12 protein-coding genes are annotated in these 25,076 nt (G+C 65.3%); 3 read left to right on the top strand and 9 right to left on the bottom strand.

Going from position 1 to position 25,076, the window contains the following annotated elements; translation table 11 throughout:
• Nucleotides 1-113: 113 nt before the first annotated feature.
• Genes CCL05_RS00130 through CCL05_RS00105 form a run of 6 tightly spaced genes read right to left on the bottom strand, consistent with a single transcriptional unit; the run spans nucleotide 114 to nucleotide 13,867 of the window.
• Nucleotides 114-4,253, bottom strand: coding sequence for a beta-ketoacyl synthase N-terminal-like domain-containing protein (locus CCL05_RS00130; RefSeq protein ID WP_086558385.1), 4,140 nt, complete (start codon nucleotides 4,251-4,253; stop codon nucleotides 114-116).
• Complete coding sequence (locus CCL05_RS00125; RefSeq protein ID WP_158102399.1) at nucleotides 4,246-6,096, bottom strand: condensation domain-containing protein; 1,851 nt, start codon at nucleotides 6,094-6,096, stop codon at nucleotides 4,246-4,248. The genes CCL05_RS00130 and CCL05_RS00125 overlap by 8 nt, the downstream gene beginning before the upstream one ends.
• The gene (locus CCL05_RS00120; RefSeq protein ID WP_086558384.1) at nucleotides 6,093-11,447 is read right to left on the bottom strand and encodes a type I polyketide synthase; all 5,355 of its coding nucleotides are present in this window, start codon (nucleotides 11,445-11,447) and stop codon (nucleotides 6,093-6,095) included. The genes CCL05_RS00125 and CCL05_RS00120 overlap by 4 nt, the downstream gene beginning before the upstream one ends.
• Nucleotides 11,444-11,719 carry an acyl carrier protein gene (locus tag CCL05_RS00115; protein ID WP_086558383.1) on the bottom strand — a complete coding sequence of 92 codons (276 nt, stop codon included), beginning with the start codon at nucleotides 11,717-11,719 and terminating at the stop codon, nucleotides 11,444-11,446. The genes CCL05_RS00120 and CCL05_RS00115 overlap by 4 nt, the downstream gene beginning before the upstream one ends.
• A gap of 49 nt (nucleotides 11,720-11,768) precedes the next feature.
• Nucleotides 11,769-12,515: an SDR family NAD(P)-dependent oxidoreductase gene (locus CCL05_RS00110; RefSeq protein ID WP_208641283.1), complete on the bottom strand. Its 747-nt coding sequence runs from the start codon at nucleotides 12,513-12,515 to the stop codon at nucleotides 11,769-11,771.
• Complete coding sequence (locus tag CCL05_RS00105) at nucleotides 12,512-13,867, bottom strand: class I adenylate-forming enzyme family protein (RefSeq protein ID WP_086558382.1); 1,356 nt, start codon at nucleotides 13,865-13,867, stop codon at nucleotides 12,512-12,514. The genes CCL05_RS00110 and CCL05_RS00105 overlap by 4 nt, the downstream gene beginning before the upstream one ends.
• Nucleotides 13,868-14,312: 445 nt before the next feature.
• Here CCL05_RS00105 and CCL05_RS00100 point away from each other — a divergent pair, with 445 nt between their 5' ends.
• On the top strand, nucleotides 14,313-15,044 hold the full coding sequence (locus CCL05_RS00100) for a class I SAM-dependent methyltransferase (protein ID WP_086558381.1): 732 nt from the start codon (nucleotides 14,313-14,315) through the stop codon (nucleotides 15,042-15,044).
• Nucleotides 15,045-15,305: 261 nt separating this feature from the next.
• Here CCL05_RS00100 and CCL05_RS00095 read toward each other — a convergent pair whose 3' ends face one another.
• The 3 genes from CCL05_RS00095 to CCL05_RS00080 all read right to left on the bottom strand — a co-directional run bounded on the left by CCL05_RS00095 (nucleotide 15,306) and on the right by CCL05_RS00080 (nucleotide 23,710).
• Nucleotides 15,306-15,938: an LmbU family transcriptional regulator gene (locus CCL05_RS00095; RefSeq protein WP_279629916.1), complete on the bottom strand. Its 633-nt coding sequence runs from the start codon at nucleotides 15,936-15,938 to the stop codon at nucleotides 15,306-15,308.
• Nucleotides 15,939-16,907: 969 nt separating this feature from the next.
• Nucleotides 16,908-21,239, bottom strand: coding sequence for a non-ribosomal peptide synthetase (locus CCL05_RS00085; protein WP_086558380.1), 4,332 nt, complete (start codon nucleotides 21,237-21,239; stop codon nucleotides 16,908-16,910).
• Nucleotides 21,239-23,710 carry a beta-ketoacyl synthase N-terminal-like domain-containing protein gene (locus CCL05_RS00080; protein ID WP_086558379.1) on the bottom strand — a complete coding sequence of 824 codons (2,472 nt, stop codon included), beginning with the start codon at nucleotides 23,708-23,710 and terminating at the stop codon, nucleotides 21,239-21,241. The genes CCL05_RS00085 and CCL05_RS00080 overlap by 1 nt, the downstream gene beginning before the upstream one ends.
• 263 nt (nucleotides 23,711-23,973) lie before the next feature.
• Here CCL05_RS00080 and CCL05_RS00075 point away from each other — a divergent pair, with 263 nt between their 5' ends.
• Together CCL05_RS00075 and CCL05_RS00070 are read left to right on the top strand one after the other, a co-directional pair.
• Complete coding sequence (locus CCL05_RS00075; protein WP_086558378.1) at nucleotides 23,974-24,249, top strand: phosphopantetheine-binding protein; 276 nt, start codon at nucleotides 23,974-23,976, stop codon at nucleotides 24,247-24,249.
• Between the two features lie 159 nt (nucleotides 24,250-24,408).
• Nucleotides 24,409-25,059 (top strand): class I SAM-dependent methyltransferase, encoded by a 651-nt coding sequence (locus CCL05_RS00070; protein WP_158102398.1) that lies wholly within the window; start codon nucleotides 24,409-24,411, stop codon nucleotides 25,057-25,059.
• Nucleotides 25,060-25,076: the final 17 nt, after the last annotated feature.

Here is a 25,076-nt window from a genome sequence, read left to right as displayed (position 1 = left end):
GTCGAACAGTCGGGTAGCCGGATTGCATCGCCGCACCTCGGCCCCCTCAGAACCGGACGTGCGGGTTGTCCCCGCATCCGGCTCAAGCGGACCCCTCGGGCTGCTGTGGACGGTCATGCGTTCTTGGCCCTTTCGTGATCGCCGGCGTGGTGTGGCGGTGACATTCGGCGTGTACGAGGCGAAGATTTCTTCGCGAAGGCACTCCGCAGGCCACCACCGTGAACGATCGCGACAGGGCCGAGGCTTGCCGCCAGGTGATCGATGGTCGGGTTCGCGAGGAGTTCGACAGCCGACAGCGGCACACCAAGCTCTTCCTCGATTCGCCGGGCGAGCCTGACCACGAGCAGCTCGTCGCCACCCATGTCGAAAATGCTCACGTCGTAACGGTTGATCTCCGTCTGCAGCACTTCGGACCACAGTTTCGCCAGAGCCGCCTTCAGCCCATTCCCGCGGAGCTGCTGCCTGGGGGAGGCGAGGGCGGGGCGCACTGGGTCCGGGAGTGCCCACTGCCCCTGGATGCGGCGTTCCGGGTTGGTGAGGGACACCGAGAGCAGAGACGGCATATCGGAGCGCAGTACAAGGTCAAGGACATCAGCGCGCTGCCCTGGTGGCAGGGACTCGTCCCAGGTGACGGTGATCAGTCCGTCCACGCCCGACGCCTGTGCGTGAAGAAAGCCGTCGGCTGCCGAACGGCACAGGTCGCCTGCGCCCGGCACCGAGGTGAGTGAGCACATCATGACGCCGAAATCGACGAGGGGGCCACTGAAGATCTCGGCCAGCACCAGTGCTCCGCGGACCTTGGGAGCCAGGGCCTGCCGCCAGGCGGCCCGGTCAGTGCGGTCGACCCGGCAAGGGGCCTGGTCGTGTGGTGCGTCGGCGCAGTGGAACCATCCGTCGATCCGGCCGAACCGCTGACGGGCGGTGCCGACCAGCTCCCGCATCGCTCCCGCATCGGTGACGTCGACGGATTCCGCCATGACAGTGCCGCCGAGACGTTCGACGTCGCGGACGGCCTCGATCTTTCGGCTGACCGGGTGGGCTGTTCCGTGCTCGGTGATCCAACGGTCGAACTCGTCGGGTCGCGGAAGCGGGGAGTCGCTGGTGAGTACCAGCTTGGCCCCGGCGACGCGGGCCAGGTGGCCGGCGAGGGCCAGCCCCATCTGTCCAAGACCGCCGGTGACGAGGTACACGCCACCGGGCCGCAGCCGACTGGCCGGGATCGACGGGCCGGGGGCAGCCGCCGCAGGAACGAACCGTTGCGTCCAACGGCGCCCGTTCCGGAACGCGATCGGCGCCCTGGTCGGGGCGACGATCTCCGCGAGGAGGGCTTCCGGTACGAGGGCGCTCCTGCCGATGTCGATGCTTCGACAACGGAGCTCGGCGAATTCCTGGGAGATGAGATTCAGTGCGGCGCCGGTCATCGCGGCGGCAGGCGCAAGGACTTCACCGCCTGTGATGTCGTGCACGTCACGGGCTACCACCCCGAGGTGCGCGCCTTTGCAGCCCGGACTGCGGCCGAGTTGCCTGGCGACGTCGAGAACGGAGAACAGCCCCAGACCGCAGGCGTGATCCAAACTGTCGGTTGCAAGGTGCCCTGGAACGATGTCAAGAGACCAGAGGTGTACGACCCGCTCAGGAGTCAGCCCGTCCGTGGCCAGCGCATCGAACAACTTCTCGTAGTCGCCGGAATCCATGGGATCGACGATGAAGGAAGTGGCGTCGGCTCTCCTGAAAGCACCGCCCTGACGTACCACCACCACCTCGGCGCCCTGTTCACGCAAAGAGTCCGCCAGCGAGTCGCCGACCCCGCCGGAGTCCCCGAACAACAGCCATGGGCCGATGGGCAAGGCGCTCTCCGTGTAACCGCCCGCCCCTGGGTCGAGGCGCTGCCATGACGGTGTATACAGCCACTCGGAGGGGTTCTGCCCACGGCCCTGCTCTTCCTGGACGGAGGCAGACGGCGGTTCGAGACGGAGGAAGCTGCGCTCCAGCGGGTGCACCGGCAGGGGGACGCGGTACTGATGCCCTCCGTACCAGGCAGTCCAGTCCACCGGCACGCCTTCGGTCCACAGCCGTCCCGCGGCGGTCAGCAGCCGATCCAAGGGTGGCAGGACTTGTTCGTTGTCGAGGCCGGAGCCTGCCGGGAGCACTGAGGGGTTGCCTATGGCCAACACGGCCGCACCCTCTGCTGCCCGGCCGGTGAACGCCTCGGCCAGCCGGTCGCCCTCCCATATGTCTCGTGTCCAGTGCAGCGGGTCGAGCACCCGCGACTGCGGCAGTTCGCCGCCCACGACGGCCGACAGGATGGGAATGTCTGGAACTCTCGGGCGCACCTCGGGGACGTGCGCGGCCATTCCCGCTCGCCAGGACAGCAGTGCCAGCGCGTCAGACGGTTCGAAGACCCCGGCGAAGCAAGCTGCGAGGAGTTCACCCACCCCGGCTCCCCCGACCGCCGCCGGCCGAACGCCGGACTCCGTCCACAGCGTCGCGAGCACCCGGCTCGCGGTCAGCAGAGCCGCCGACGGGTCGTCTGCGCTCGGGACGGCCCACCCGGTATACCGCTCCTCTATGTCAGCGACTGCGGACAGCCGTGTGGACAGCACACTGAATTCCTCGGCCGGGACGTCGCCGAACAGGAACAATACGGTCGGGGTGGTCTCTGCCACCCGTCCGCCGGTGCTCTTGCCGTCGGTGAGCGCACGCAATCCGGCCGCGGCTCCGGCGCGGTCCGCAGCGGTGACGGCGTAGCGATGCGACGAGCCGCGTCGGCCCTGCCGCAGCGTGAAAGCCGCGTCCACGAGGTCGGGCGCGTCCGGCTCCTCCAGCGCATCGGCCAACTGACGGGCCAGCTCGCGCAGCGCCACGTCGCTGTGGGCACTCACAGCAAGTGTCTGCGGGCCGCTGGTCCTCGCCGGCCGACCGGAGGGGGGAGGAGCCTCCTCGAGGACGACATGAGCGTTCGTGCCACCGATGCCGAACGAACTCACTCCGGCCCGACGGGGGGTTTCACCCGCTGGCCAGGCCATCGGCAGGGTGTTGATGTAGAAGGGGCTGCCCACCAGGTCGATCTGGGGGTTGGGCCGGGTGAACCCTGGGTGCCCCGGGATTTCCCGGTGCTGCAGCGCCAGCACCGCCTTGATAAAGCCGGCAATTCCCGCCGCGGCGGCGACGTGCCCGATATTCGCCTTTACCGAGCCCAAGGCGCACTGGCCCGGCCGGGCACCTCCGTCGGCGAAGGCCTCGCTCAACGCGGCGAACTCGATGGGGTCGCCCAGAGCTGTGGCGGTGCCGTGGGCTTCGATGTAGGTGATGGTGCTGGCGTCCACCTCGGCCACCGCCTGCGCTTCGGCGATCACGGCCCGTTGCCCGCCGATGCTCGGTGCGGTGTATCCGATCTTGTCGGAGCCGTCGTTGTTGATCGCCGAGCCCCTCACCACCGCGAGGATCTGATCACCGTCCTCGATTGCCTCGGCCAGCCGCTTCAAAGCGACGAGACCCACCCCGTCACCGAATGTCGTCCCTGCTCCGTCGGCATCGAACGGTCGGCACCGCCCGTCCGGGGAGAGGATCATTCCTTCGCTGAAGACGTAGCCCGGATAGTCGTTGGCGATGACTGACACTCCACCTGCCAGGGCGATGTCACATTCACCTGTGACAAGGCTCTGCATGGCCATATGCACCGCGACCAGTGACGTCGAACAGGCGGTCTGCACATTGACGCTCGGCCCGTTGAGGCCCAGTTTGTACGAGATCCTGGTGGTCAGGTAGTCCTTGTCGTTGGCGATCATGAGCTCGGTTCCGTCGTAGCCCAGCGGGTCACAGGAACGAGCCACGACATTGGTCAGATACGTGTTCATCGACGCACCTGCGAACACACCGATGTCCTGAGCGTCCGTTCCCCCGGAGTAGCCGATGGTCTCGAGCAGCTCCCATGCGACCTCGAGCAGTATTCGTTGCTGCGGATCGAGCAGCTTCGCCTCGCGCTTGGTGAAGCCGAAAAACTCGTGGTCGAAGTCGAACGCGTCCGGCAGGGATGCGGCTCGCTTGACATAGCCGGGATCGCGCAACACCCGCTCCGGCACCCCGGCGGCCGCGAGTTCGGCGTCTGTGAACGTGGTCAGCATGTCGTCTCCGGCACGCAGCCGGTTCCAGAACTGAGCCACACTCCCGGCGCCGGGGAACCGGCCGCACATGCCGATCACGGCCACATCATTCGGCCGAGCCGTCGGATCGACCATGCTCCCGTCAGTCATCGTTGCCCCTGTCGGTATCCAGCTGACGACGTGTCCGTGCGCGCAGGCGTGCGCTGCGGGCCGTTCCGCCCGCCAGCTGTGCCCGCCTGCTTGACGCCCGACCTCGGTCAGGGGCCGGACCGACCCCAGCGGGGGTCTGGCCGAGGCGTCGGGCCAGACTGGCCACGGTCGGGTAGCGGAACAATTCGTTGATCTTCAGCGGAGTGCCCGCGGTTTCGTCGGCGAGCATCTCGTGCACTTGCACCAGCAGCATGGAGTTGCCGCCTAGGTCGAAGAAGTTGTCATCCCGCCCGATCGCCTCGCGCCCGAGCACTTGCCGCCAGATGGCCGTGATCCGCTGCTCGATACCCCGCAGCGCAGTGCCGCTCCGAGGGATCGCGCCGACGGACTCACGGACCGCGGCCGTGCGCCGATCGGTGCCGGGGGTGACTTCGGACGCCATCGGCAGTTCCGCCACACTGCGGCCGGGGTCTGCGAGCGCGGCTTGCAGCAGTGCCAGATAGTTCTCGGCTACCTGACGAGCCGCCTGAGCCGAGAAGACAGACTTGCGGTACTTGAGCAGCCCGACGAGCCGGTCGCCGTCGTGCACGACCTCGAGTACGAGCTCAAGCTGGTCGTCTTGCTGGTCCAGCCGGAACGGCACCGCGGTCAGCCCCGCCCAGCCGACCGGGGCCGCGCCATCGTCAGCCACGTAGAGACCGGCCAGCGCCGGGTACCGGCTGGGTTTCTGGTAGCTGAACATCGCCTGGAAGATCGGGTTACGGTCGTCCACCCGGCGCGGCGCCAGCTCGCCGACAAGCAACTCGAACGGGTAGTCCTGGTACTCGAGCGCGTCGATGACGTTACGGCGAGTACGGTCCAGCTGCTCCCGGAACGCCACCGCGTCGCCGAGATCGGCACGCAGCACGACGGGGTTGACGAAGTTGCCGATGCACTCGGCCATCGCCGGACTGGTCCGGCCGGCGAAGGGAGACCCCACCAGGACGTCGTGCCGTCCGGTGTAGCGGCCGATGAGGACCTGAAAGACGGTGAGCAAGATGCCGTAAGGCGTGGCCCCTTCCTCCTTGGCCAGCGCGAACACACCGTCGGCGAGCTCTGTGGCGATGGGGAACACGATCGATCCGCCCCCGTCGGTATCCGGGCCGAGTTCGCAGGGGGGCCATTCGGCCGGCTCGAGCCGGCCGGCGAGCTGAGCATGCCAATAGGCACGAGCTCTGCTGCCCTTCTCCCCCTGGATCAGCTCCCGCTGATAGGCGACGAAATCGCTGTAGGGGACATTGCCTCCGGGCAGCTGGGACGGACTCCGTTCCGCCTCCGCCAGGTAGAGCTGCTCGAGTTCCGCCACCATGACACCGAGTGACCAGAAGTCGCACACCGCATGGTGCACAGCCAGCAGCACCACGGCCTCTCCTGGCGCCACCGAATACGTCCGCACCCGGACCAGTGGTCCGGTCGACAGTTCGAACGGAGCGAGATAGGCGCGGCGTATCGCGTCCTCGATCTGCTGCTGGTTCCACTGGCGGGCGTCCAGTTCGGCGATATCGGGTTCGAGCCACCCGTGCACTGTCTGGCCGTCGGTGCCGCTGAAGGTGGTGCGCAGGGCCGCGTGCCGCCCGACCAGCGACCTAACCGCGCTGCCGAACGTGGCGGAGTCGAATCCGCCGGTGAACTGCGCGGTGAACCCGACGTTGTAGGACGCGCTGTCCGGATTCATCCGATGCAGCAACACAAGCGGGCGCTGGGCGTACGAGAGAGGATATTCGGTCCGCGCCTGGCCGGCGCGCGCCCGGAGTGCTGCCTCCAGCCTCTTCCGTACGCCCCAGTTCTGCATGTCGTCGGTCATGAGGGTCCGTCCTGATCGGCCAGCCAGGGCAGCAGTGCCTGGATCTGGTCCTCAGTCAGCGAGTCAAGGTTGGCCAGGAGGCGTTCCGCCTCCTCTGGTGAGAAGGGCTCCACCGCGGACGGCACCGCCGTGGACACGACAGCTTGGACCGGGGCGTCGAGCATCAGGCGTTCCGCCAGCTCATCGACAAGCAGGCGCAGGGCCTTGCCTTGGAGGAGCCCAGTGAGCGGCAGGTCGACGTCCAGGTCGCGGAAGATCTGGCCGCGTACTTCGACAGCCACCAGCGAATCGAGCCCGGCTTCGTGGAGCAAGAGGTCCTCGTCGATGGCGGCCTCGGACATGGCAAGTCGCGTAGCCAGCATGGAGCGCAGGTATGCGAGCACCAGCTCTCGGCGACGTTCCGGCGTGGTGCCGAGCCAGTCCCGCCGCAGCCGCCTGCCCGCCTCTGCTCCGTCCCCGGCAGGCATTCCCTCGCCCATGACAATTGCTCGCCCGGTGGGAAACCGGTTCAGGTAGCGGGACCAGTCCACGGAGAAGACACCGTACTGACCACCGGGGCCGGCCAGGAGCCGGTCGAGTGCGGCGAATGCCGGATCGGCTTCCAGCGGAGTGAACCCGCCTTCCACGAGCCGGGTCTGCAGGCGTTCACTCAGTTGCGCCGCCATACCCGCCTCCCACGGCCCCCAGCCGACACTGAGGGCAGGGAGTCCCAACCCGCGCCGGTAGTGGGCAAGTCCGTCGAGGAAAGCGTTGGCAGCCGCGTAATGGGCCTGCCCAGGCGCACCGAGCAGAGCAGCCGTGGAGGAGAAGAGGATGAAGTGCTCAAGGTCGAGATCCAGAGTGGCGCGGTGCAGGTGCCAACCACCGGCAACCTTCGGGTCCAGTACCGACCGGAAGCGGTCCCAGCTCAGCTGCGACAGCACCGCGTCGTCGAGCACACCGGCCGCGTGGACGACCCCCCTGAGGCCGCCCAGCTCCCGGTGCACACGCTCGACGAGCTGGTTGACCGCGGCCTCGTCCGTGACATCCAGGCCGGCCAGGGTGACCTCAGCCCCTGACTGCTCCAGCTCGCGGATCTGTTCCTCGATCTGTGCCTCATGTGCACGCCGCGATGCGAGCACGATGTGACGCACCCCGCGCCTGGCCAGCCACGCCGCGGTACGCAGACCGAGCGCTCCGGTCCCCCCAGTGATCAGGTAGCACCCGTGGGTGCCGAGCCGGCCAGGGCGTGTCGGCAGCGCCGACACGCGGTGCAGCGTGGGCCGGTAAAGCTGTCCGTTGCGGATCGCGGCTTCAACGCCGGGCCATTCGGGCGGGACACTCGGCGCGACGGTGAGGTCGCGTGGGTCCGCGTCGAGCAACCGCAGATTCAGCTGAGGTGCTTCCATCGCAGTGCTCCGGCCAAGGCCCCACAGCATCGCCCCGTAAGGGTCGCTGACCTCCCCGGGCTCGTGCACGGCCACGGCTCCGCGGGTCAGCAGTACTACGGAATCGGGCGTCCAGTCCGCGCGCTCGGTGGCCTGCACGAGCGCGGGCACGCTGCCACAGGCGGTCTGTGTGTTCTGTGCGTCCAGGCCGAGGCAATGCAGTACGCTCGCCGGCCCGGTGTCGCGGAACAGTTGCGCCAGGTGTTCCGCGTCGGCGGGGTCCAGCACGTATCGGCGATCGCCGAGACAGGTGAAGGCCGTGCCCACCTCGGCGATCACACACCGGCTGCCGCTTGCCTCCAGTACTGCGGCCGCGGGACGCCAGTGCCCCTGACGGTCGGCGAGCACGATCCACGTTCCCGTGGCGGGCGACGTGTCACCGGCCGCCTCGGCCAACTCCCATTCGTCCGCGTAGATCTCGGCCTCGGGCGAACGGAAGGAGACCGCTCTCAGCTGGAGGCCGAACAGCTCGAGCAGCGGGTTGCCCTCGTGGTCGGTCAGGGAGACATCGGCAAGTGCTCCCGAGGCATCGGCCTCGCGGTGCCGGATGCGCGCGACTCCTGATTCCACAGCGTTACGGGACGGGTGGAACACGGCCCGTTCGATACGGAACGGCAGCAGCACGCCGTCCTCGGGGGCAGCACGGACGATCCGTGCCGCAATGGCCAGCTGAACGCAGGAGTCAAGCAGTGCCATGGTGCGCTCCCGAGGAGAGTCTGCCGCGAAGCTGAGGTCGCCGGAGCTGTCCTCACCGTCCAGCCGCAGCTCTTCGATCCACTGGAACGCCGGGCCGAACCGGAAGCCCGCCGCCTCGAACAGCGGGTAGAGATCAGCCGGGGAAACCGGCCGGCCTGCGAGGTGGGAAGACGGGTCCATCGGCTGTGCGAGGGCGTCAGTCCGCTGGATCCGTCCCTCTGCGTGCACCTGCCAGGACTCGTCGGCCAGCGGATCGTCCGCATTCGCCAGACTGAGCGACTGTGCGACAAACCTGTGGTCCCCGGCCGGGGTGAGCACAAGCTGGAGCCGGTGTCGCGCCTCGTCGATCTCCAGCGCTCGCGGGAAGACCAGATCCTCGACAACCGCAGCGGAGTCGGCGGCCACAGCCTCCACCAGGCAGGCGGTGTGGTATGCCCCGGGCACGACGAGGCGGCCGGAAATCTCGTGATCGGCGAGCGCACGCGGAGCCCTCGCGGCCACTGTGGTCTCGTAACGCCGCTGTGTGGACTGCGGCAGCGCGAGTCGGCTCAGCTCGGGCAGGTCTCCGGCCGGTGGCGCGGGCAGCTCTGCGCCGGAAGGCGCCGGTGCGGTCCAGTGCCGGGCCCGCGTGAAGGGATAGAGAGGAGCGGAAACCCTGCCCGCTTGCAAGGGCGCGTAGTACTCAGCCCAGTCGACTGGTATTCCTGCCCTGTCCAGACGCGCCAGGTGGGCGAGCACCCTGACGGGATCCGGGGTCCTGGGCTCAAGCCCGGGCAACCAGACGACATCGCCGTCGGACTGGGTACGGCCGGCGGTGGTAAGCGTCCGGCCTGGGCCCATTTCGAGGAAGACCGTGCATCCCCCACTGAGAAGTTCGCGGATGCCGGGCGTGAACCTGACCGGTGAAGTGAGTTGCCGTCCCCAGTACTCTGCACCGATCTCCGCACGGCCCGCCCAGGTGCCGGTGAGGTTCAGTGCCATCGGCACGACAGGCTGCCGGTGGGTGATCCGGCCTGCGGCCTGGACGAGTGCGGGGACAGCCGGAGCGACCAACGGTGAGTGGAAGGCATGCGTCGTCTCCAGGGGGACGGTGACCCAGCCCCGCTGTCGAAACTCGCCTTCCAACTCGCCTGTCTCGGTGTCTGATCCGGAGACCGTGAACCGTTCCGGCGCGTTGTACGCGGCGACTGTCACCGAACCGCCCTTGGCCTTGACCAGCCGTTCCAGCTCGGCCCCGTCGGTGCAGCCGACGGCGACCATCCGGCCGCTGCCAGGAACAGCCGCGAAGGCACGGCCGCGCGCGCAGACCAGCTCCAGTCCCTCTTCAACGCTGAACACGCCGGCCACGCAGGCGGCCGCGTACTCGCCGAGGCTGTGACCGACCACTGCGTCCGGCCGCACCCCACACGAGGCCCAGAATTCCGCCAACGTGACCTGCAGGAGGAAAACCGCCGGCTGGAGCAGTTCCGCCTGCAGCTGCGCCGCAGGGTCGGCGAACACGTCGAGGGGGCCAACTCCGGTGAGGCGGCGGAAGGTTTCCGCGTGCCGGTCCAGTGCGGCGCGGAACAGCGGATGCTCACGGTGGAGCTCGACGGCCATACCGGCGTACTCGGAGCTTTGACCGGGAAAGAGGAACCCGACCCTCGGCTTGGCCCGCGCGGATTCCCCCTCGTCTGCTGCCCCGGTCCCATCCCTCAGCCACGTTTCGACGCGCTCGGCTGCCGCATTCCCGGTGTCGGCGATGACGCTGAGCCGGTGTCGCAGCGGGCGGCGACCGACCTGACTGGTATAGGCCAGGTCTCTCAGGGCTGCGTCCGGCTCGCGCAGGCGGTTCGCCCACCGGTCCGCCAGTTCCCGCAACGCGTCCGCGCTCTTGGCACTGATCGTGACGAGCTCGTACCCCGGACGCCGATCCGCCCGCGTGAGTTCCGGTGCCTGTTCCAGCACGGCGAAGGCATTGGTGCCGCCGATGCCGAGGGAATTGACCGCGGCCCGGCGGGGAGATCCCGGCAAGGGCAGCGGCGCCGTATTGACGAACAAGCGCGTATCGTCCAGCTTCAGCCGAGGACTCGGCGCCGTGAAATACGGGCTGGGCGGGATCTGTCCCCGATGCAGGGACAGAGCGGCCTTGATCAGGCCTGCTATGCCCGACGCCGCCTCCATATGCCCGATCAACGCCTTCACCGACCCGATGGCGCAGGGATCGGCTTGTCCGAAGATTTGCTTGAGCGCGCCGACCTCGGTGGGATCACCGAGCGGTACCCCGGTTCCGTGCGCCTCGATGTAGCCGATCGTGGCGGGATCGACTCCGGATACCTGGAGCGCCTGACGCATCGCGGCCAGCTGGCCGGACAGGCTCGCGGCGCCGTAACTCGATTTGCCGCCACCGTCGTTGTTGACAGCGGTTCCGAGGATGGTGGCGTAGACGGTGTCACCGTCTCGCAGCGCGTCGGCCAGGGGTTTGAGGACGACGGCGCCCACGCCGCTGCCGAAGATCGTTCCCTGCGAACTGACATCGAATGGGCGGCAGCGCCCGTCCGGCGACAGGATGCCGCCCCGGCGGTGCCAGTACCCCGCGGCCTGGGGGAGCCTGATGTTCACGCCGCCGGCCAGTGCAGCGGCACACTCGCCGCGCAACAGGCTCTGGACGGCCAAGTGCACCGCGACCAGCGAAGTGGAGCAAGCCGTCTGCACCGTCAGACTGGGCCCGGTCAGATTGAGCTTGTACGACACCCGGGTGGCGAGAAAATCCTTGTCGGTCCCGAGCTGCTCGAGGGAGGCTGTGGGATCTTCCAGTGGCCCGGCGCTGTTCAATACCTCGGGAAGGTAACTGGTGAGAACACCGCCGCTGCCGGCAAAGACACCGACCGAAGTCCCGGTCCCGGCCGATGTGCGCAGACCCGCGTTCTCGAGAGCATGCCAGCAGGTCTCCAGGAAGATCCGCTGCTGAGGGTCCATGACAGCGGCCTCGCGGCCGGAGATGTCGAAGAAGGCCGCGTCGAAGAGGTCGATGTCGTCCATCGAGGCGGTCGCCTTCACGTAATCAGGGTTCTTCAGCCACTCCGAGTCCGCACCACCACGGAGCAACTCCTCGTGACCGAGGTCGCGTATCGTCTCGCGTCCGGCCAGGATTACGTCCCAGAACTGGTCCACGTCCGTGGCTCCGGGGAAACGGGCGGCCATGCCCACGATAGCGATCGGTTGCCCGTCCGGTTCGTGCTGCGTCATGACGGCTCGCCGGCACCGAGGCGAGGCAGGACAACCGGGTCGTACGCCTGCAGCAGGTCACCGACCGTGCGCACACTGGTGATGGGCAATGTGTCGGAGAACGGGTCGGTGTCCAGCTCCATCTCCAGTACGGCGACGAGCCGCGCGAGGTGCAGCGATTCAAGACCGAGCTGATCGACAAGGAGCTGGTCCTCGTCCAGGTGCTCGACCGGGCCGGCCACCTCGTTCACGATCTCGAGCAGTGCGGCCTTGACCGTGTCCCGCTTGTTCATTGAAATCACACTCCGTTCATATGCACCACCCGGCCCCCATAGCAGGGGTTCAGCAGGTGTAACCACCGTCGACGGTGATGGTCTGGCCGGTGATGAAACTCGCCCCGGGCGAGGTGAGAAACCTGATGACGCCGAGCACGTCCTCTACCGACCCGAGTCGGCCCAACGGCGTCCGGCGCACGATGCGGCGGCGTTGGGCCTGGCTGATGCCCGCAGTCATCTCGCTGTCGAAATATCCGGGGGCGACACTGATCACCCGGACCCCGGCAGGGCCGACCTCACGGGCAAGACCTCGAGTAAGCCCGTCGAGTGCCGCTTTCGCCGCTCCGTACACGGCGACGCCGGTCTGTCCGCGCACCGCGTTGATGGAGGACAGATTGATCACCACGCCGGTCCGGCGGGCAAGCATGGGCTTGAGGCAGGCCCGAGTGAGCAGAACCGGCAGTGTCACGTTGGTCTGCAGTGCCGTGTCGATGGCCGTCGGGGCGGTCAGGGTCAGCAGGCCCTCGAGCCCGATCGCCGCGTTGTTCACCAGCACGTCGATGCGCCGGTGGCGACGCACGGCTGCACGGACGAACTCTTCGACCGCCTCGGCGTTCGTTCCGTCGACCGAGGACCAGAACAGCGCGTCTGAAGCGGTCGATTCGCGAAGCGCGGTGAGCTCGGCGGACTCGGTCCGGCTGAAGGTCTCCACTCGGTAACCGCGCTCCAGGAAGTCATTCACCAGGCCCAGTCCCAGACCTCGGCTGCCTCCGCTGATGACCGCCACCGGTCGCTGATCCATGGTGCGGTTCATACGGCACCCCCCATGCGCTTGAATCGCTCGCCATGCAACGAAGTGTCCGAGACGGTGATGACGGCCGGAACCTTGTGGGGCGGTAGGTGTTCGGTACAGAACTGGCGCAGCCGACGGTTCAGCGCCCTCTTCTCCTCCGGCTCGACCAGCTCGACTGTGGCCGTGACGATCTGCCCGGTGACGGCGTTCGACCGTCCGGTCACGATGACGTCGGAGACATTGCCGGCCCGGAGCAGCACATTCTCGACCTCGGCCGGAGACACCTTCTCTCCACCTACATTGATCAGCGTCGACAGCCGCCCGAGTACGCGGAGAGTCCCGTCCTCGGCCACTTCGACCGCGTCTCCGGTGTTGAGCCACCCTTCCTCGTCGAACGGACTGGGCGCGTTGAGGTACCCGAGCATGGCGCTCGGTGAGTTGATCCAGAGCACCCCGTCACGCACCTTCGTCCGGAATCCCCGCCCCCCGACGTCCATCTGCAACGAGTTCGACGAGATCGACCGCGTGGGCAGGATGCCGGTCTCGGTAAGACCGTAGGTCTGCTTGAACCTCACATGAGGGAACACTCTGGCCGCGTGCGCGAGGGTGATCTCGCGCATGGGCTCCGTGCCGTAGGTGATCAGCTCGAGCGAGGACAGGTCGTAATTCCGATAAGCGCCGGAAAGCAGCAACATGTTGAGGAAGGTCGGCGTGGTCGGTAGAACCTGGACGCCATGACGGTGAATGGCCTCACACGCATGCTGAGGCGTGCGTTGCGGCTCGGTGACCACCGTGCCGCCAGCGACGAGCGAGCGGAACAACGTATTGACTCCACCGATGTGGTCGAGCGCCATGAACTGCAGCGTTCGCCGAGGGCGCGACGATGCACGGAAGCCGTCGAGCAGCCGCGGAAGCGAGAGCAGGACAGCCTTGCTCTCGCCCGTCGAGCCTGAGGAGAACAGCAGCAGCCCAGCCTCTCCGCTTCTGGCGAGCTCGGCCAGAAGGCGTGGCGTTGGCGCGTCCGGTGCCACTACGGTCCGAACAGTCCACTCATCCGGACCGCTGAACTCGACGACACGGGTCGCATGCGCAGCCGCGATCCGGCGCTCCCGCTGCTCCCTCGGCGGATCGGCGGGGGCGAGGGGAACCACGACAGCGCCTCGGACGGCGAGTGCCACGAAGAGCGCGACCATGTTCGGTGAGGCGTTCCCGACGACTGCCACACTCTCGCCTGCCGCTACTCCGAGCCGGGTCAGCTCCGCCAGCCAGCCGGTGGTCCGCTCCGCGAGTTCGGCGTACGTGACCCTACCGCCGTGCCCGACCATGGCCTCAGCGCCAGATCGACCCTGCAGTTGCGACAACAGCCAATCCATCGCGCCTCCCCCATTGTCATGTTTTTGCTTCCAGCGGGACTGCGCCGAGCTCGACGAGGTTGGAATTCAGGACTCGTCTGCAAAAGATCGGCACGCCGTGTTCTAGGCATGAAATCTCTCCAGCAGATCGGACATATCTAAGCGCGAACTGGCTGCGGAGGCTACTTGACGCCAGCACGCATGGAGCGGCACGCCGAGCTTGTCCCGCCGGCGAGACAAGCGATGAAGCGTGTTCTTGCCATCGGCCGGAACGGGCTGACCGGATCTGCCACGAGCAATGCAAACGCCTGCACAACCACGCAATCAATAGCCCGATGGCTTGCTTCGCCCGATCCGCCGCGAAACAATAAGACTTACCCGGACGGTGACTCGTCAGGCCTGGTACGCAATAAAAAACATTCCATTGGCCTCAGATGGAATTCCTAGAAATTTCCAGGAGAGTGCAGTGACTGACAAGGATAAACGGCAGAACTTCCTCGATTACCTGGAAGTCCAGGAAGCATTCGACGCCAAGGTCGCAGAGATCGACCAGATCGACAGCTTCGACACTTCTTTCGGAGTCGAAACAAGTACTCCCTTCGAAAGCTGGGACGCCGGCGAGGCCGACAATTTCGACCTGCTTAACAACTATCGATACTCCCCATCGCCTACTGGAACCCTAAGGACGGTGATATCACAGGTTCCCGTCAACTACGAGGAGGTGACGTTCATCGATTTCGGCTCCGGTAAGGGCCGTGCGCTTCTCGTGGCTTCTGAATTCCCATTCAAGAAAATCATCGGGGTCGAGCTTTCCGGGCATCTCTGCAATATCGCCGCACAAAATGTGATGCAATATGACTCCACTTCAAAGAGGTGCAACGATATCGACATATGCCACCAGAGTGCCGAAGAATTTGAAATCCCAGACGATGCGGGAGTGTTCTACTTCTATGAGCCCTTCAGTTCGACTGTGGCAGAACAGGTGCTGGAAAATATCGAGCGCTCCCTTGCGCGCGTCCCGCGAGCGGCCGTCATCTGCCTGGTGGGGCGGGCTCTCGTTCCCGTCGTCGAAGGGCGAGCGCCGTGGGTGCCCTTCGGCCCCGTGGTGCAATCACCAGATGACGACTATTTCGATGCGCGCCTTTTCGCGGTCCACGCCGGTGGCGCGCATACAGCTGGATCTGGCTCCGCATCTTGAACCCGCTCATGCGGCTCGGACCGGATAACGAGCTTGCACAGGGCGAACGGCAGCGTAGCCACAGTCTGCAGTGAGGTCTTTCAACCTCCGATCGACCGTACCGCCGCCGACCGCCCGTACTCCTCACACGACGTGGGCCCAGGTCTCACCCGGCGTGATGATCGGCAAGCAGCCGGCCGAGGCTGAAGAGCGTGCCGTTCCCGGGCGCCGGGAGGGAGATCCTTTCCCTCAAGTCAGGGCCTGCACGCCTCGAAGGAAGTCTCAGCTCTGCGTTCTTGGCTCATTTGAACAGTCGATGGCGCGCCGTACGATCTTCGCCACCCAGGCCTCGACCGACTCACTGTCCCTCCTGGCGGCCCTCCCCATCCCTGCCAGTTCATCGGCTGAGAACTGAAGTATCAGCGAGCGGGCTTCGGCCGTGGAGGTGGCGTCGGGCAGGAGCAACGTCGACGTGGACCCGGCTGCTGTGCGGGCGGTGCCACTTGACTCCTCGTTGCACCCGGCGCCCGACTGCGTCAGCTCGCTCTGCCGCATGAGCAGACTGCTGCGAATTTCCCGACGCAGCTTGTTCCTGCTCCAGCCCAGTTCTTGCGCCTTCCGCAGCCAGTAGTCCTGCTCCGGTTCCTCCAGTGCCACAACTTCGAGGTGGTGGCTGAAGCTCAGACCTTGACGCCTGCGGGACAACGGAAAGGCGCGCGCAACCCAGCTGTAGTTGCGCAGAGTCTGGTAACTGAGCGACGTTCGCTTGATGGCTTCCTCGTAGCGGTCATGGAACACGGACTCTCCATAAACCAGCCAATCGGCGATCCACCAGGTGGAGGAGTCGGCAAAAGAGAACAGTTCGGTACCGAGCTCTTCCCAGGTACGGAAGCTCTGCTTGGCCGTGAACAGCAAGCCAGCTTTGTGCAGCTGAACACCTGAACCTCGCGTCGGCCGCGCGGCTCCTGCTGCCATATGTCGCGGGGTCTGGCCTACCAAGCTGGCGGTTTTACGCATTGTTACCCCCTGGGCTCTCTCCGTACATCGTCCGACCTTCGGGTGTCATCCAGACCAGGGCGTTCGACCTCGCGTGTACAGGCAGGCGCCCCGCACCTTCCGCCACTCGAACTCCTGGGCGCCACCGAGCAGGCCGCCGCGAGCCGTCGACCACCAGCCCTCCAACCGCCTCGGTTCCCCTTGGCCCGGAAGCGCTTGAATACTGAATCGGAGCAAGATTCACACCGAGGTTCAGGCTTGTCAAGGGGACATTGCAGGCTGAACCACCCAGTATCTCCAGGCAAGTTGAACGATACGAGCCTCAACTCTCGATCAGTGTCGAAGCGCTTCAACTACGGCAGGAGAACGAGCGCTTGGACGACGGCAGGGGAGTTGATGTCCGTGATGCTGTCGTCCGTTCGTGCGACTCGGGCAGCCTCCGGCTGATCGTGCGGGGTGGGGCAGGCGGGATGAGATGCGGTGTACCGCTCTCTCATCTGGAATCTTCCGCTCTCCTCAACCACGCCACTCGGGGGCCTCGTTGGTCATCCGTCCTGCCGCACTCGACCTGCCCCATGCGAAGATCTCTGCCGGCTTCGGGATCAGCGAGTCCACCGCCCACGCCTACACCAGCGCGGTCATCCACCAGCCCGTCGAACGCGCACCGGGTCTGCTGAAGATCCTGCGCAAGGCCGAGGCGGCCTCCGTCCTGCTGGACTGCACACTCGCCGAGTACGACCGGGTCGGCGACGCACCGGCCGACTACTCGGCCAAGCACCGCCGGCACCGGGCGAACCTGCAGATGGTCACCGAACCGGGCAGCCGGCCGCCAACGCAGGCCCCCGCAGGAACCCACCCTCACCGAGAAGACCCCACCGCTGAAGAAGCTCACTGCCGACGGCGCTGCCGACGCCGCGCAGCTGTGGCATTTTGCGCACGAGGGCTTGCAGGCCGACCGTCGGAGTAGTGACGTTCCATTTCCGGGTCGAGAGTCTGAGCGAGTGACGAGATCGTCGGATAGGTGAAGAAGGAAGTCAGTGGGATATCGATGCCATGCCGATCACGTAGTTCCTGGCGTATCCGCACCACAAGCAGGGATGTGGTGCCGACGTCGAAGATATTCTCCGTAGCGCTGACTCGAGAGACGTTCAGTACTTCGCACCAGATCTCGTGCAGAAGATTTTGAACAGGTCCACTTGGAAGGACGTGATCCGTACTGGAAACCTGCTGTCGAGCGATGGCCTTCAAGGCATTCCGGTCGGTCTTCCCGTTCGGGGTCAGAGGAAATGCCGGCAAGGTCAGTACCCGGTTCGGCACCATGTATTCGGGCAGACTCTGCCGCAGGAAGGCTCGCGCACTGTGTTTCAGCACCTGCAGCCGAGCTCCCTGCCCAGGGTCGTTGTTCGTCGGCCCGTCGATCGTCGGCCGCTCGTGAATGAAGTGTCCGCTCCACCGGCTCCGGTGAGTGAAGGTCGTTCGAATGCGTCCTTGCTGCGGGAGGCGAGAGGACCAGGCATGCCGAGTGTCCCAGCCATGCCGAGCCGCCACTTCGTCAAGTTCCTCCGGCAAGCACGTGAAGTGGGGCATCTCATCACCCGACGCGAGCTGGGCGAAGCGTGCGACGCGGGCATTCGGAATGCCGTCGACGACGACCGCGGCGGAACTCGACGCGCCGAGCAGTCCGTCCAGGCCCTCAAGGTCGGAGACCTCCCAGTCGAGGTACTCACAGGGCTGCGGCCGATCCGGTACCTCCCCACCGATCTTCAGCAGGACGTCGTAGCGGAAGCGCGTCATCTCGTTGTCGTATCCGGGGGCCTTGAGCGATACCTGAATCCCGGTCACCGCAGGAAGCGCGTCTTGAAGCTCTGCGAAGTACCCGGGGTCGATGAGGAGCTCATCGTCCTCCAGTGCGTGCCGTGCAGCGAGGATGCGCAATTCCTCGGCTCCTAGCCGGTCATCCATTTCCAGCACACTAATATGGAACGCCTCTGCGAGTTTCAGGCTCCGCAGGTCGCCGACGTAAATATGTCCGCCAGGAACAATGATTTTGCTCGCTTCGGTCAACACTTCCGTGAGATAGTCCCGGCCAGGAAAATACTGGGCAACGGAGTTGATCACTACGCAATCGAAGAGTTCTCCGTCGGCGACGTCCCCGATCTCCAGCGCAGCTGCCGTGGCCAGCCGCACCCGGCCGCTGAGCCCTCGCCGGGCGACCGCACTCTTCACATGACCAATGGCTTCTGCGGAGAAGTCGATACCCAGATAGCGGTCGGCCGCAGGAGCCAAGCGCAGCAGCAGCAATCCGGTGCCGCAGCCGATCTCCGCGAAGGTGCGAGCGCCCGTTCCAGCGATTCTGTCAACGGTCTGCGTCACCCAGTCCCGCATCTCCGCCTCTGGCAGTGGCTGTTTGGAATAGCTGCTCTGCCAGCCCTTCAGATTGAAGTCATCTTCTTCGGCAGGTTCGCCTTCGGCATAGGCGTTCTCCCAGATGGCGCGCCAGTCCTCTGTGGTGTTATCGGCTTGATCCGCGCCCTTCCCCGGCGTCACGAAGGTGACCAACTGCTCCTCTCCTGCGGAGGTCGTCACGGCCAGCGTGCTGGCGTCCCGGACGTCAGGGCAGGCTCGGGCCACGGCATCGACTTCCCCGGGTTCCACTCGGTGCCCACGGATCTTCACCTGGTCGTCGAGACGCCCGAGATACTCGAGATTCCCGTCGGAACGCCACCTGACGAGGTCTCCGGTGCGGTAGACGGGCAGCCCTTCGATATCGACAAACCGCTGTGCGGTCAGATCGGGGCGGCCGAGGTAGCCCAGCGCCAGCCCCGCACCGCCGATGCACAACTCTCCAGGTATCCCCATGGGGACCTGCAGGCCGTCGGCATTGACGACGAACAGGCGAGTATTGGAAATGGGCCGCCCGATTCCGGTAACGCTGTCGAGCCGGCGCAGCACTGCCCGCGTCGACCATATGGTGGTCTCCGTCGGTCCATAAAGGTTGTGCACTTCGGGCCCCATCGCGGTCAGCGCCCGGGCGAGCGAGTGCGGCAAGTGCTCGCCGCCACTCCATATCTGCCGTAGCGCAGGCGGCGCGACGCGGTGGGACGAGGCGTAGAGCTTCCAGGTCGCCGGAGTGGCCTGCACCACCGTGACTTTCTCGTCGGAGAGAAGTTTGTGCAGCCGCTCCGGGTCGCCGCCGACACCTGGCGGCCCGATCACCAGTGTTCCTCCGGCCAGCAGCGGGAGCCAGAGTTCCAGCCCTGCGATGTCGAAGGACAAGGATGTCAGTGCAAGCATCCGGTCGCGCGTACCGAACCCGGACTCGGACATGAAGTCGTCCAGAAGGTTCCCGAGGCTTTTATGGTTGACCATCACGCCCTTGGGGCGGCCGGTCGAGCCGGAAGTGTAAATCACGTAGGCCACGTGGTCGCCGCATGTCACGGGGGTCGACTTCCCGGCTGGGAGCGGGAAAGCAGGTTCGTCCAACACCAGCACTTCAGTATCTGTGGGCACAGGGATGCGGTCCGCGAGGTCGCAAGTGCTCAGCAGGACCTTGATGCCTGCGTCCTGCGTCATGTGCTCCAGCCGGGCTCTGGGGTACGCAGGGTCAAGTGGTACGTAGGATCCTCCTGCAGCCCAGACGCCGAGCAGACCTGCCGGCAGGTCGCGGCCGCGCGGAAGAGCTACGCCGACCAGATCGCCCGGCCGCAGCCCACGGGCCGTCAGTGCCGCACCGATCGTCTCTGCTCGCTCGATGAGCTGCGCGTATGTGTAGTTGCCGTCGGATGCCTTCACCGCAACGGCGTCTGGTCGACTGCGCGCTGTCTCGGACAGCCTGACAGGGAGCGCGCGGGGATCGACCGGGCGCGTGGGGCCTGTGCCCAGTGTGGAGAGCACCGCCCGCTCCTCCAGGTCCGCCAGGTCGATACTCCCGACACTGGCATCTGGTCTGGCGGCGACAACCTCCCACAGCCGCCGCAGATGCCTGATGAACCGCTCCGCTGTGTCCTGGTCGAAGAGATCGGTCGAATACTGAAGCCGGCAGTCCAGGCCGCCGCCGAGCGGGGTGACTTTGAGTACCAGGTCGAACTGTGAGGTTCCCGTCTGATTGTCGATCAGTTCCAATTCGGCCTCGGGAAGTTCCGTATGAAGCACGGAGGCTTCTTCGAATGCCGCCATCACCTGCACCAGCGGGTTATAAGACAGGCTGCGCTCGGGCGCAATACCGTCGACAATATCCTCGAATGGGACGTTCTCTGACGCAGCTCTCCGGTGCACGTCACGTACGCGCTCGAGGTACGCGGCGAAAGATGGGTCTCCAGCCATATCAGTCGGGATCACGAGGGTGTTCTCGAAGGGGCCGACCAGCCGTTCGTTTTCAACCGAGCGGTTGGCTACCGGGGTCGCCACCAGTAGCCGTGACTGCCTCGACCAGAGACTCAGAACTGCCGAGAACGAAGCCAGAACCATCGTCTGGAGGGTTGCTCCGTGCTCTCGCGTCACCTTCTCGAGCTTGCGTGTCAGAGATGATGAGGTACGAAAGTGCGAAGACGCCACTGCAAACGTCTGCACGGCTGGCCGAGGGCGGTCGACCGGAAGGTCGACCACAGCAGGGAATCCCGAAAGCTCGCGTATCTGTGCTGCCCGTCGTTCGCTGGCCTGCGGCGTATTCACCCACTCACGCTGCCATGTCGCGAAGTCGACGAAGCGGGTCGGCGGCAGATCAAGCAGGTCCGGGACGCCGTCTGCCCTGTCCTTTCGGTAAAGCTCCATGACCTCACGCAGAAAGATGTCCAGAGACCGGACGTCAGCCACCGCGTGGTGAAGCGCGAACACCAGAATTCTGGTGCCACTGCTGCCCTGCACCAGGCCTGCACGCACCAAAGGCGCGTCGCTCAGATCGAATGGCTCTCGGGCAAGTTCCGCTGCTCTGGCGAAGACAGATTCTTCATCGGCTGCGTCAAGCTTTTGCACAGTAACTCGGGCCTCGTCCAGCACATCCTGGACGAGGGCATCACCCATGATCCCGAATCTGGTTCTCAGGACCTCATGCCGTTCGATAACGTCGTTGACCGCGCGCTCGAGAGTCGGAACATCCAGCTTGCCGTGTACGACGAACTGCACACACAGGTTGTTCCTGGAGGTCCCGGGCAGCAACTGTTCAGTAAACCAAATCCGCTGCTGCGACAGAGAGGCCGGGTTTGCACTTACCTGGAACGTCATCAGCTGACCCGCTTTCCCGAAAGTTCCGCCGGGTCGATCCCGGGGCAATGCTCCAGCAGTGAAGGGTGCAGGTACGGGATCCGCCCGAAGGTCCGTGGCGCCATGTCGACCCGGAGTGCGTGATCGCGCTCGGCATAGGCCTGCCAGTTGATCCGGACACCCTGTTCCCAGAGAGTTCCGACAGCCTGGAGCAGCGAGCACCAGCTGTCTGAGGCTTCTCCATCGGATGCCAGGGCCACGGCAGCATCTTCAGGCACTCCCCAACGCTGAGCGGCCTGAAGCAGATTCGTCCCGCTGTTCAGCTGCAGGTACACGGCCGCGGGGTGCTCGGACACCACAGAGCGCAGGACCTCGTCGAAAGGGCCATGCTCACCCAGTTGCGCTCCCCAATACCCAGGATCACACGCCTCCTCGCTGGTCAGCCATGTCCCCGAAACGCATGAAAGTGTCGGCGTAGTAGGAGAGTTCAGCCGTACGTCGCGCATCCGACGGGTGAAGCGGACAACGACTTCGGCGTGTTCCGACGGGTCTGCCATGGCCTGGCTGCGCCAGCACACCGCCCGCGCTGCGTCCTCGAACGACAGGACACCGCTCAGCTGAGCGGCGGTTAGCTCGCCGACGCCGTGCCCCATGAGCAAGTCCGGCCTGACTTCCAGGTCGCTGAGGAATGCGTGCTGTCCGAGGCCGAGCAGGTGCAGCACCGGCTGAAGCGCATTCGTTGCGACCGGATCCCTACCGTGCAGGAACGCATCCCGCACAGCCGCGAACATCTCAGGAGCCAGCACCTGCTTCATGATTTCGAGGCCGTCGTCCACGGTCGACCGGAAAGCCGGCTCTGCCCGGTAGAGAGCGAGCGCCACGTCCGGCGCTCTGACCGCTTCGCCGGGGAGCACGAAGACGAGTGTCGGCGGCACTTCGGGAACCGTATGGAACTGCTCTGGCGCCGGCCACTTCCCGCCGGCCGCCCCGGCGTCGACCGGGATCAGCGCAGCTGCGCGTGTGGTGAGCTCCGGGCGACCGGTGCGCAGCGTATGGCCGATGTCCTGACGAGCCTCGGCCGAGATTCCGTCCACTGCCACACGCACAGCATCGACGGTTCCGGAAAGGCGTTCCGGGTCGTCCGCGGACAGCGGAAGCAGTTGCCAGTACCGCCCCTTGCGAGAGGCAAGCCGCAATTCCCGCTCGGCATCGCCGATGATGACATGCGCATTTGTTCCGCCCAACCCGAACGAACTGACCGCTGCATACCGGCCCTGGTCCGAACGCTGCCAGGCAATCGGCGTATCTGCCAGCTTGAACGGTGTGCCTCCCAGATCGGTTGGCGGGGCTCCTTCCACCAGGGGAGCGTTGGGAGGAATCTGTCCATGCTGTAGGGCCAGTAGACAGCCGATGATGCTTGCTGCACCAGCCGCCGCGGTCAGATTCCCGATGTTCGCCTTGACGGAGTGGAGCCGACACTCGTCGGCACTGGCTCCAGTGGATCGAAAGGCCTGAATCGCGGCATCGATCTCCAGTGCGTCCCCGATGCTCGTGCCCGCACCGTGCCCCTCGAGCAGACCGATACTGGAGGCCCTCAACTCAGCGACGTCGAGGGCCTCTTCGATCAATTCGGACTGGCCGGCAACCCCTGGCGCCGTAAAGCCTGCACGCTCTCGGCCATCATTGTTCACCGCGGTACCGGCGATGACGCCAAGGATCGGGTTGCCTGCGGCCAACGCCACATCCAACCGTCGCAGGAAGAGGACAGCGACGCCATTGCCCTCCACGGTACCGTCGGCTGAGGCCATGTATGGCTCGCACCGACCTCGTGGCGAGTAGATTCCGCCTGCGGTGAACGTATAGCCCGCGTCCGTTACGTCCAAAGCGACACCGCCCGCCAGCGCCGAATCGCACTCGCCTGCAAGGATTGCCTGGCAGGCAAGATGCACTGCCACGCTCGAGGACGAACAGGCGGTCAGGACAGTCATCGATGGACCGGCAAGACCGTAGGTATAGGAAATTCTGCTGGACAGGTAGTCGGGATCGGTCCCTATGGCAAGCCCGGCGAGATCCACCTTTCTGCCGGCTGCGGCTGAGAGGTATTCGATCTGTGTACCGTAGCCACTCTTACGCGATCCAAGGAATACCCCGACGCGATCAGGCAGTGAACCGATGAAACATCCTGAGCTTTCCACTGCCCGGTAACAGGCTTCCAACACTGCGCGATGCTGTGGGTCGGTCAGCTCTGCCTCAGATCGACCGAATCCGAATGCTTGAGGATCGAACCCGAGGGAATCTTCCATGGAATATGTGACAGGCACATATGCTGGATCTTTATATGTGCGACTCGGAACCCGTCGCCGCTTCAATTCCGTGGAGTCGATTTCACGCCGTCCGGAACGCCCTCTGATCATGAGACGCCAAAAGTCCGCCGCGCTCTGCACCTTGGCCGCGCGAATCGACATCCCGACCACGGCAACACGATCAGACATTGAACTGCCACCTCACACATAGCATGGACCAGATTGGCTATACGGACAGCTGGCCGTCCGGCTTGCGAGCGAGCTTGTCTCGCCAGCGAGACGAACGCAATAATTATCCCGACGGGGAGCGCGGGTTCGCGATAGCCACACCTGCGCCCCATTTCGACGCTTTGCCGCCATTGCGTCGCCGAAGTCACGGATTGATTCAAGGGGGGCCATGGCGTACCCATCAAGGTGATGGACGATGAACCGCGCAGAAGGGCGTCGGGAACATGACGAACGACAACGAGTTTCGCAACTCTATGGACGCATTGGTGGTTGACAGCGTGCGGACCCTGACGGGCAACGCCAACATCGGCCTCGATGACAACTTCTTCGACGTAGGTGGCGACTCCATCATCGCCATCCGGCTTGCGCGTACCTTGAGCGAGGAACTCGGGACAGGCCGTGACGTCCGCGTTGTTTTCAGGAATCCAGTACTCAGAGACCTCAGCGAAGCCCTGGGTAGACACGGCGGGCAGGCGGACACAGGAGCCGGTCAGGCCTGATGTGTGGGCCATGTGTTGACAGTATCTGCCAGGGCACGTTCCATAGTGCACTGTTTCCTGGCCCGCCTCCATTGATTCGCGTCAGGCGCCTTCTCGAAGCCCGGCAAATCGATTTCTTCGTGCGCACTCATGCATGTTCCCCATGATTTGGAGACCGACATGGAAGAACGTCACTCAGTTAGCTTGCCCGACACGATCCGCACTTTCACGAAGGAACTCTGGGATCACGTACTGGCCAGCGGCATATCGATCTCCGAGCTGTCCTCGAGTGTGCCACAGCTGACATATCTCATGGAGCTGGTCCATACGGCCGAGGTGCGCACCGTAATCGAGATCGGATTCAATGTCGGCTTCTCCAGCCACGCTTTCCTGTCCGCCTCGGACAACGTTCAGGTGGTGTCCTTCGATTTGCCGGAGAACAAGGCGGCATTGATAGGAAAGGAATTCATCGACCAGCGGTTCCCCGGCCGCCACCAGCTGATCGTGGAGGACTCCCGCACCGCCTTGCCAAAATTCATCGCGGAGCACGGTGAGTCCCTGTTCGACCTTGCTTTCGTCGACGGCGGGCACGAGTACGACGCCGTCAAGTCCGACATCGACTACTGCCGTGTGCTGTGCCGTCCCGGAAGCCTCATCGTCGTGGACGACCTCACCCCCTGGGTGCCTTGGGGGACGGGCCCCACCCGCGCCTGGACCGAGGTGCTGGAGACCGGGGACATCAAGCAGGAGAAGATCTACCGGGACGGCATCCTGACCGACCGCATCGAAGGCCCCGGCGACCGTGTCTGGGCTCAGGGCCGTGTCAGGTAGGCAGGAGGCGCAGGGGC

The sequence above is a fragment of the Streptomyces africanus genome (assembly GCF_002150735.1).
Lineage (GTDB): Bacteria > Actinomycetota > Actinomycetes > Streptomycetales > Streptomycetaceae > Streptomyces > Streptomyces africanus.
This window is presented reverse-complemented; position numbering and strand designations above follow the sequence as displayed.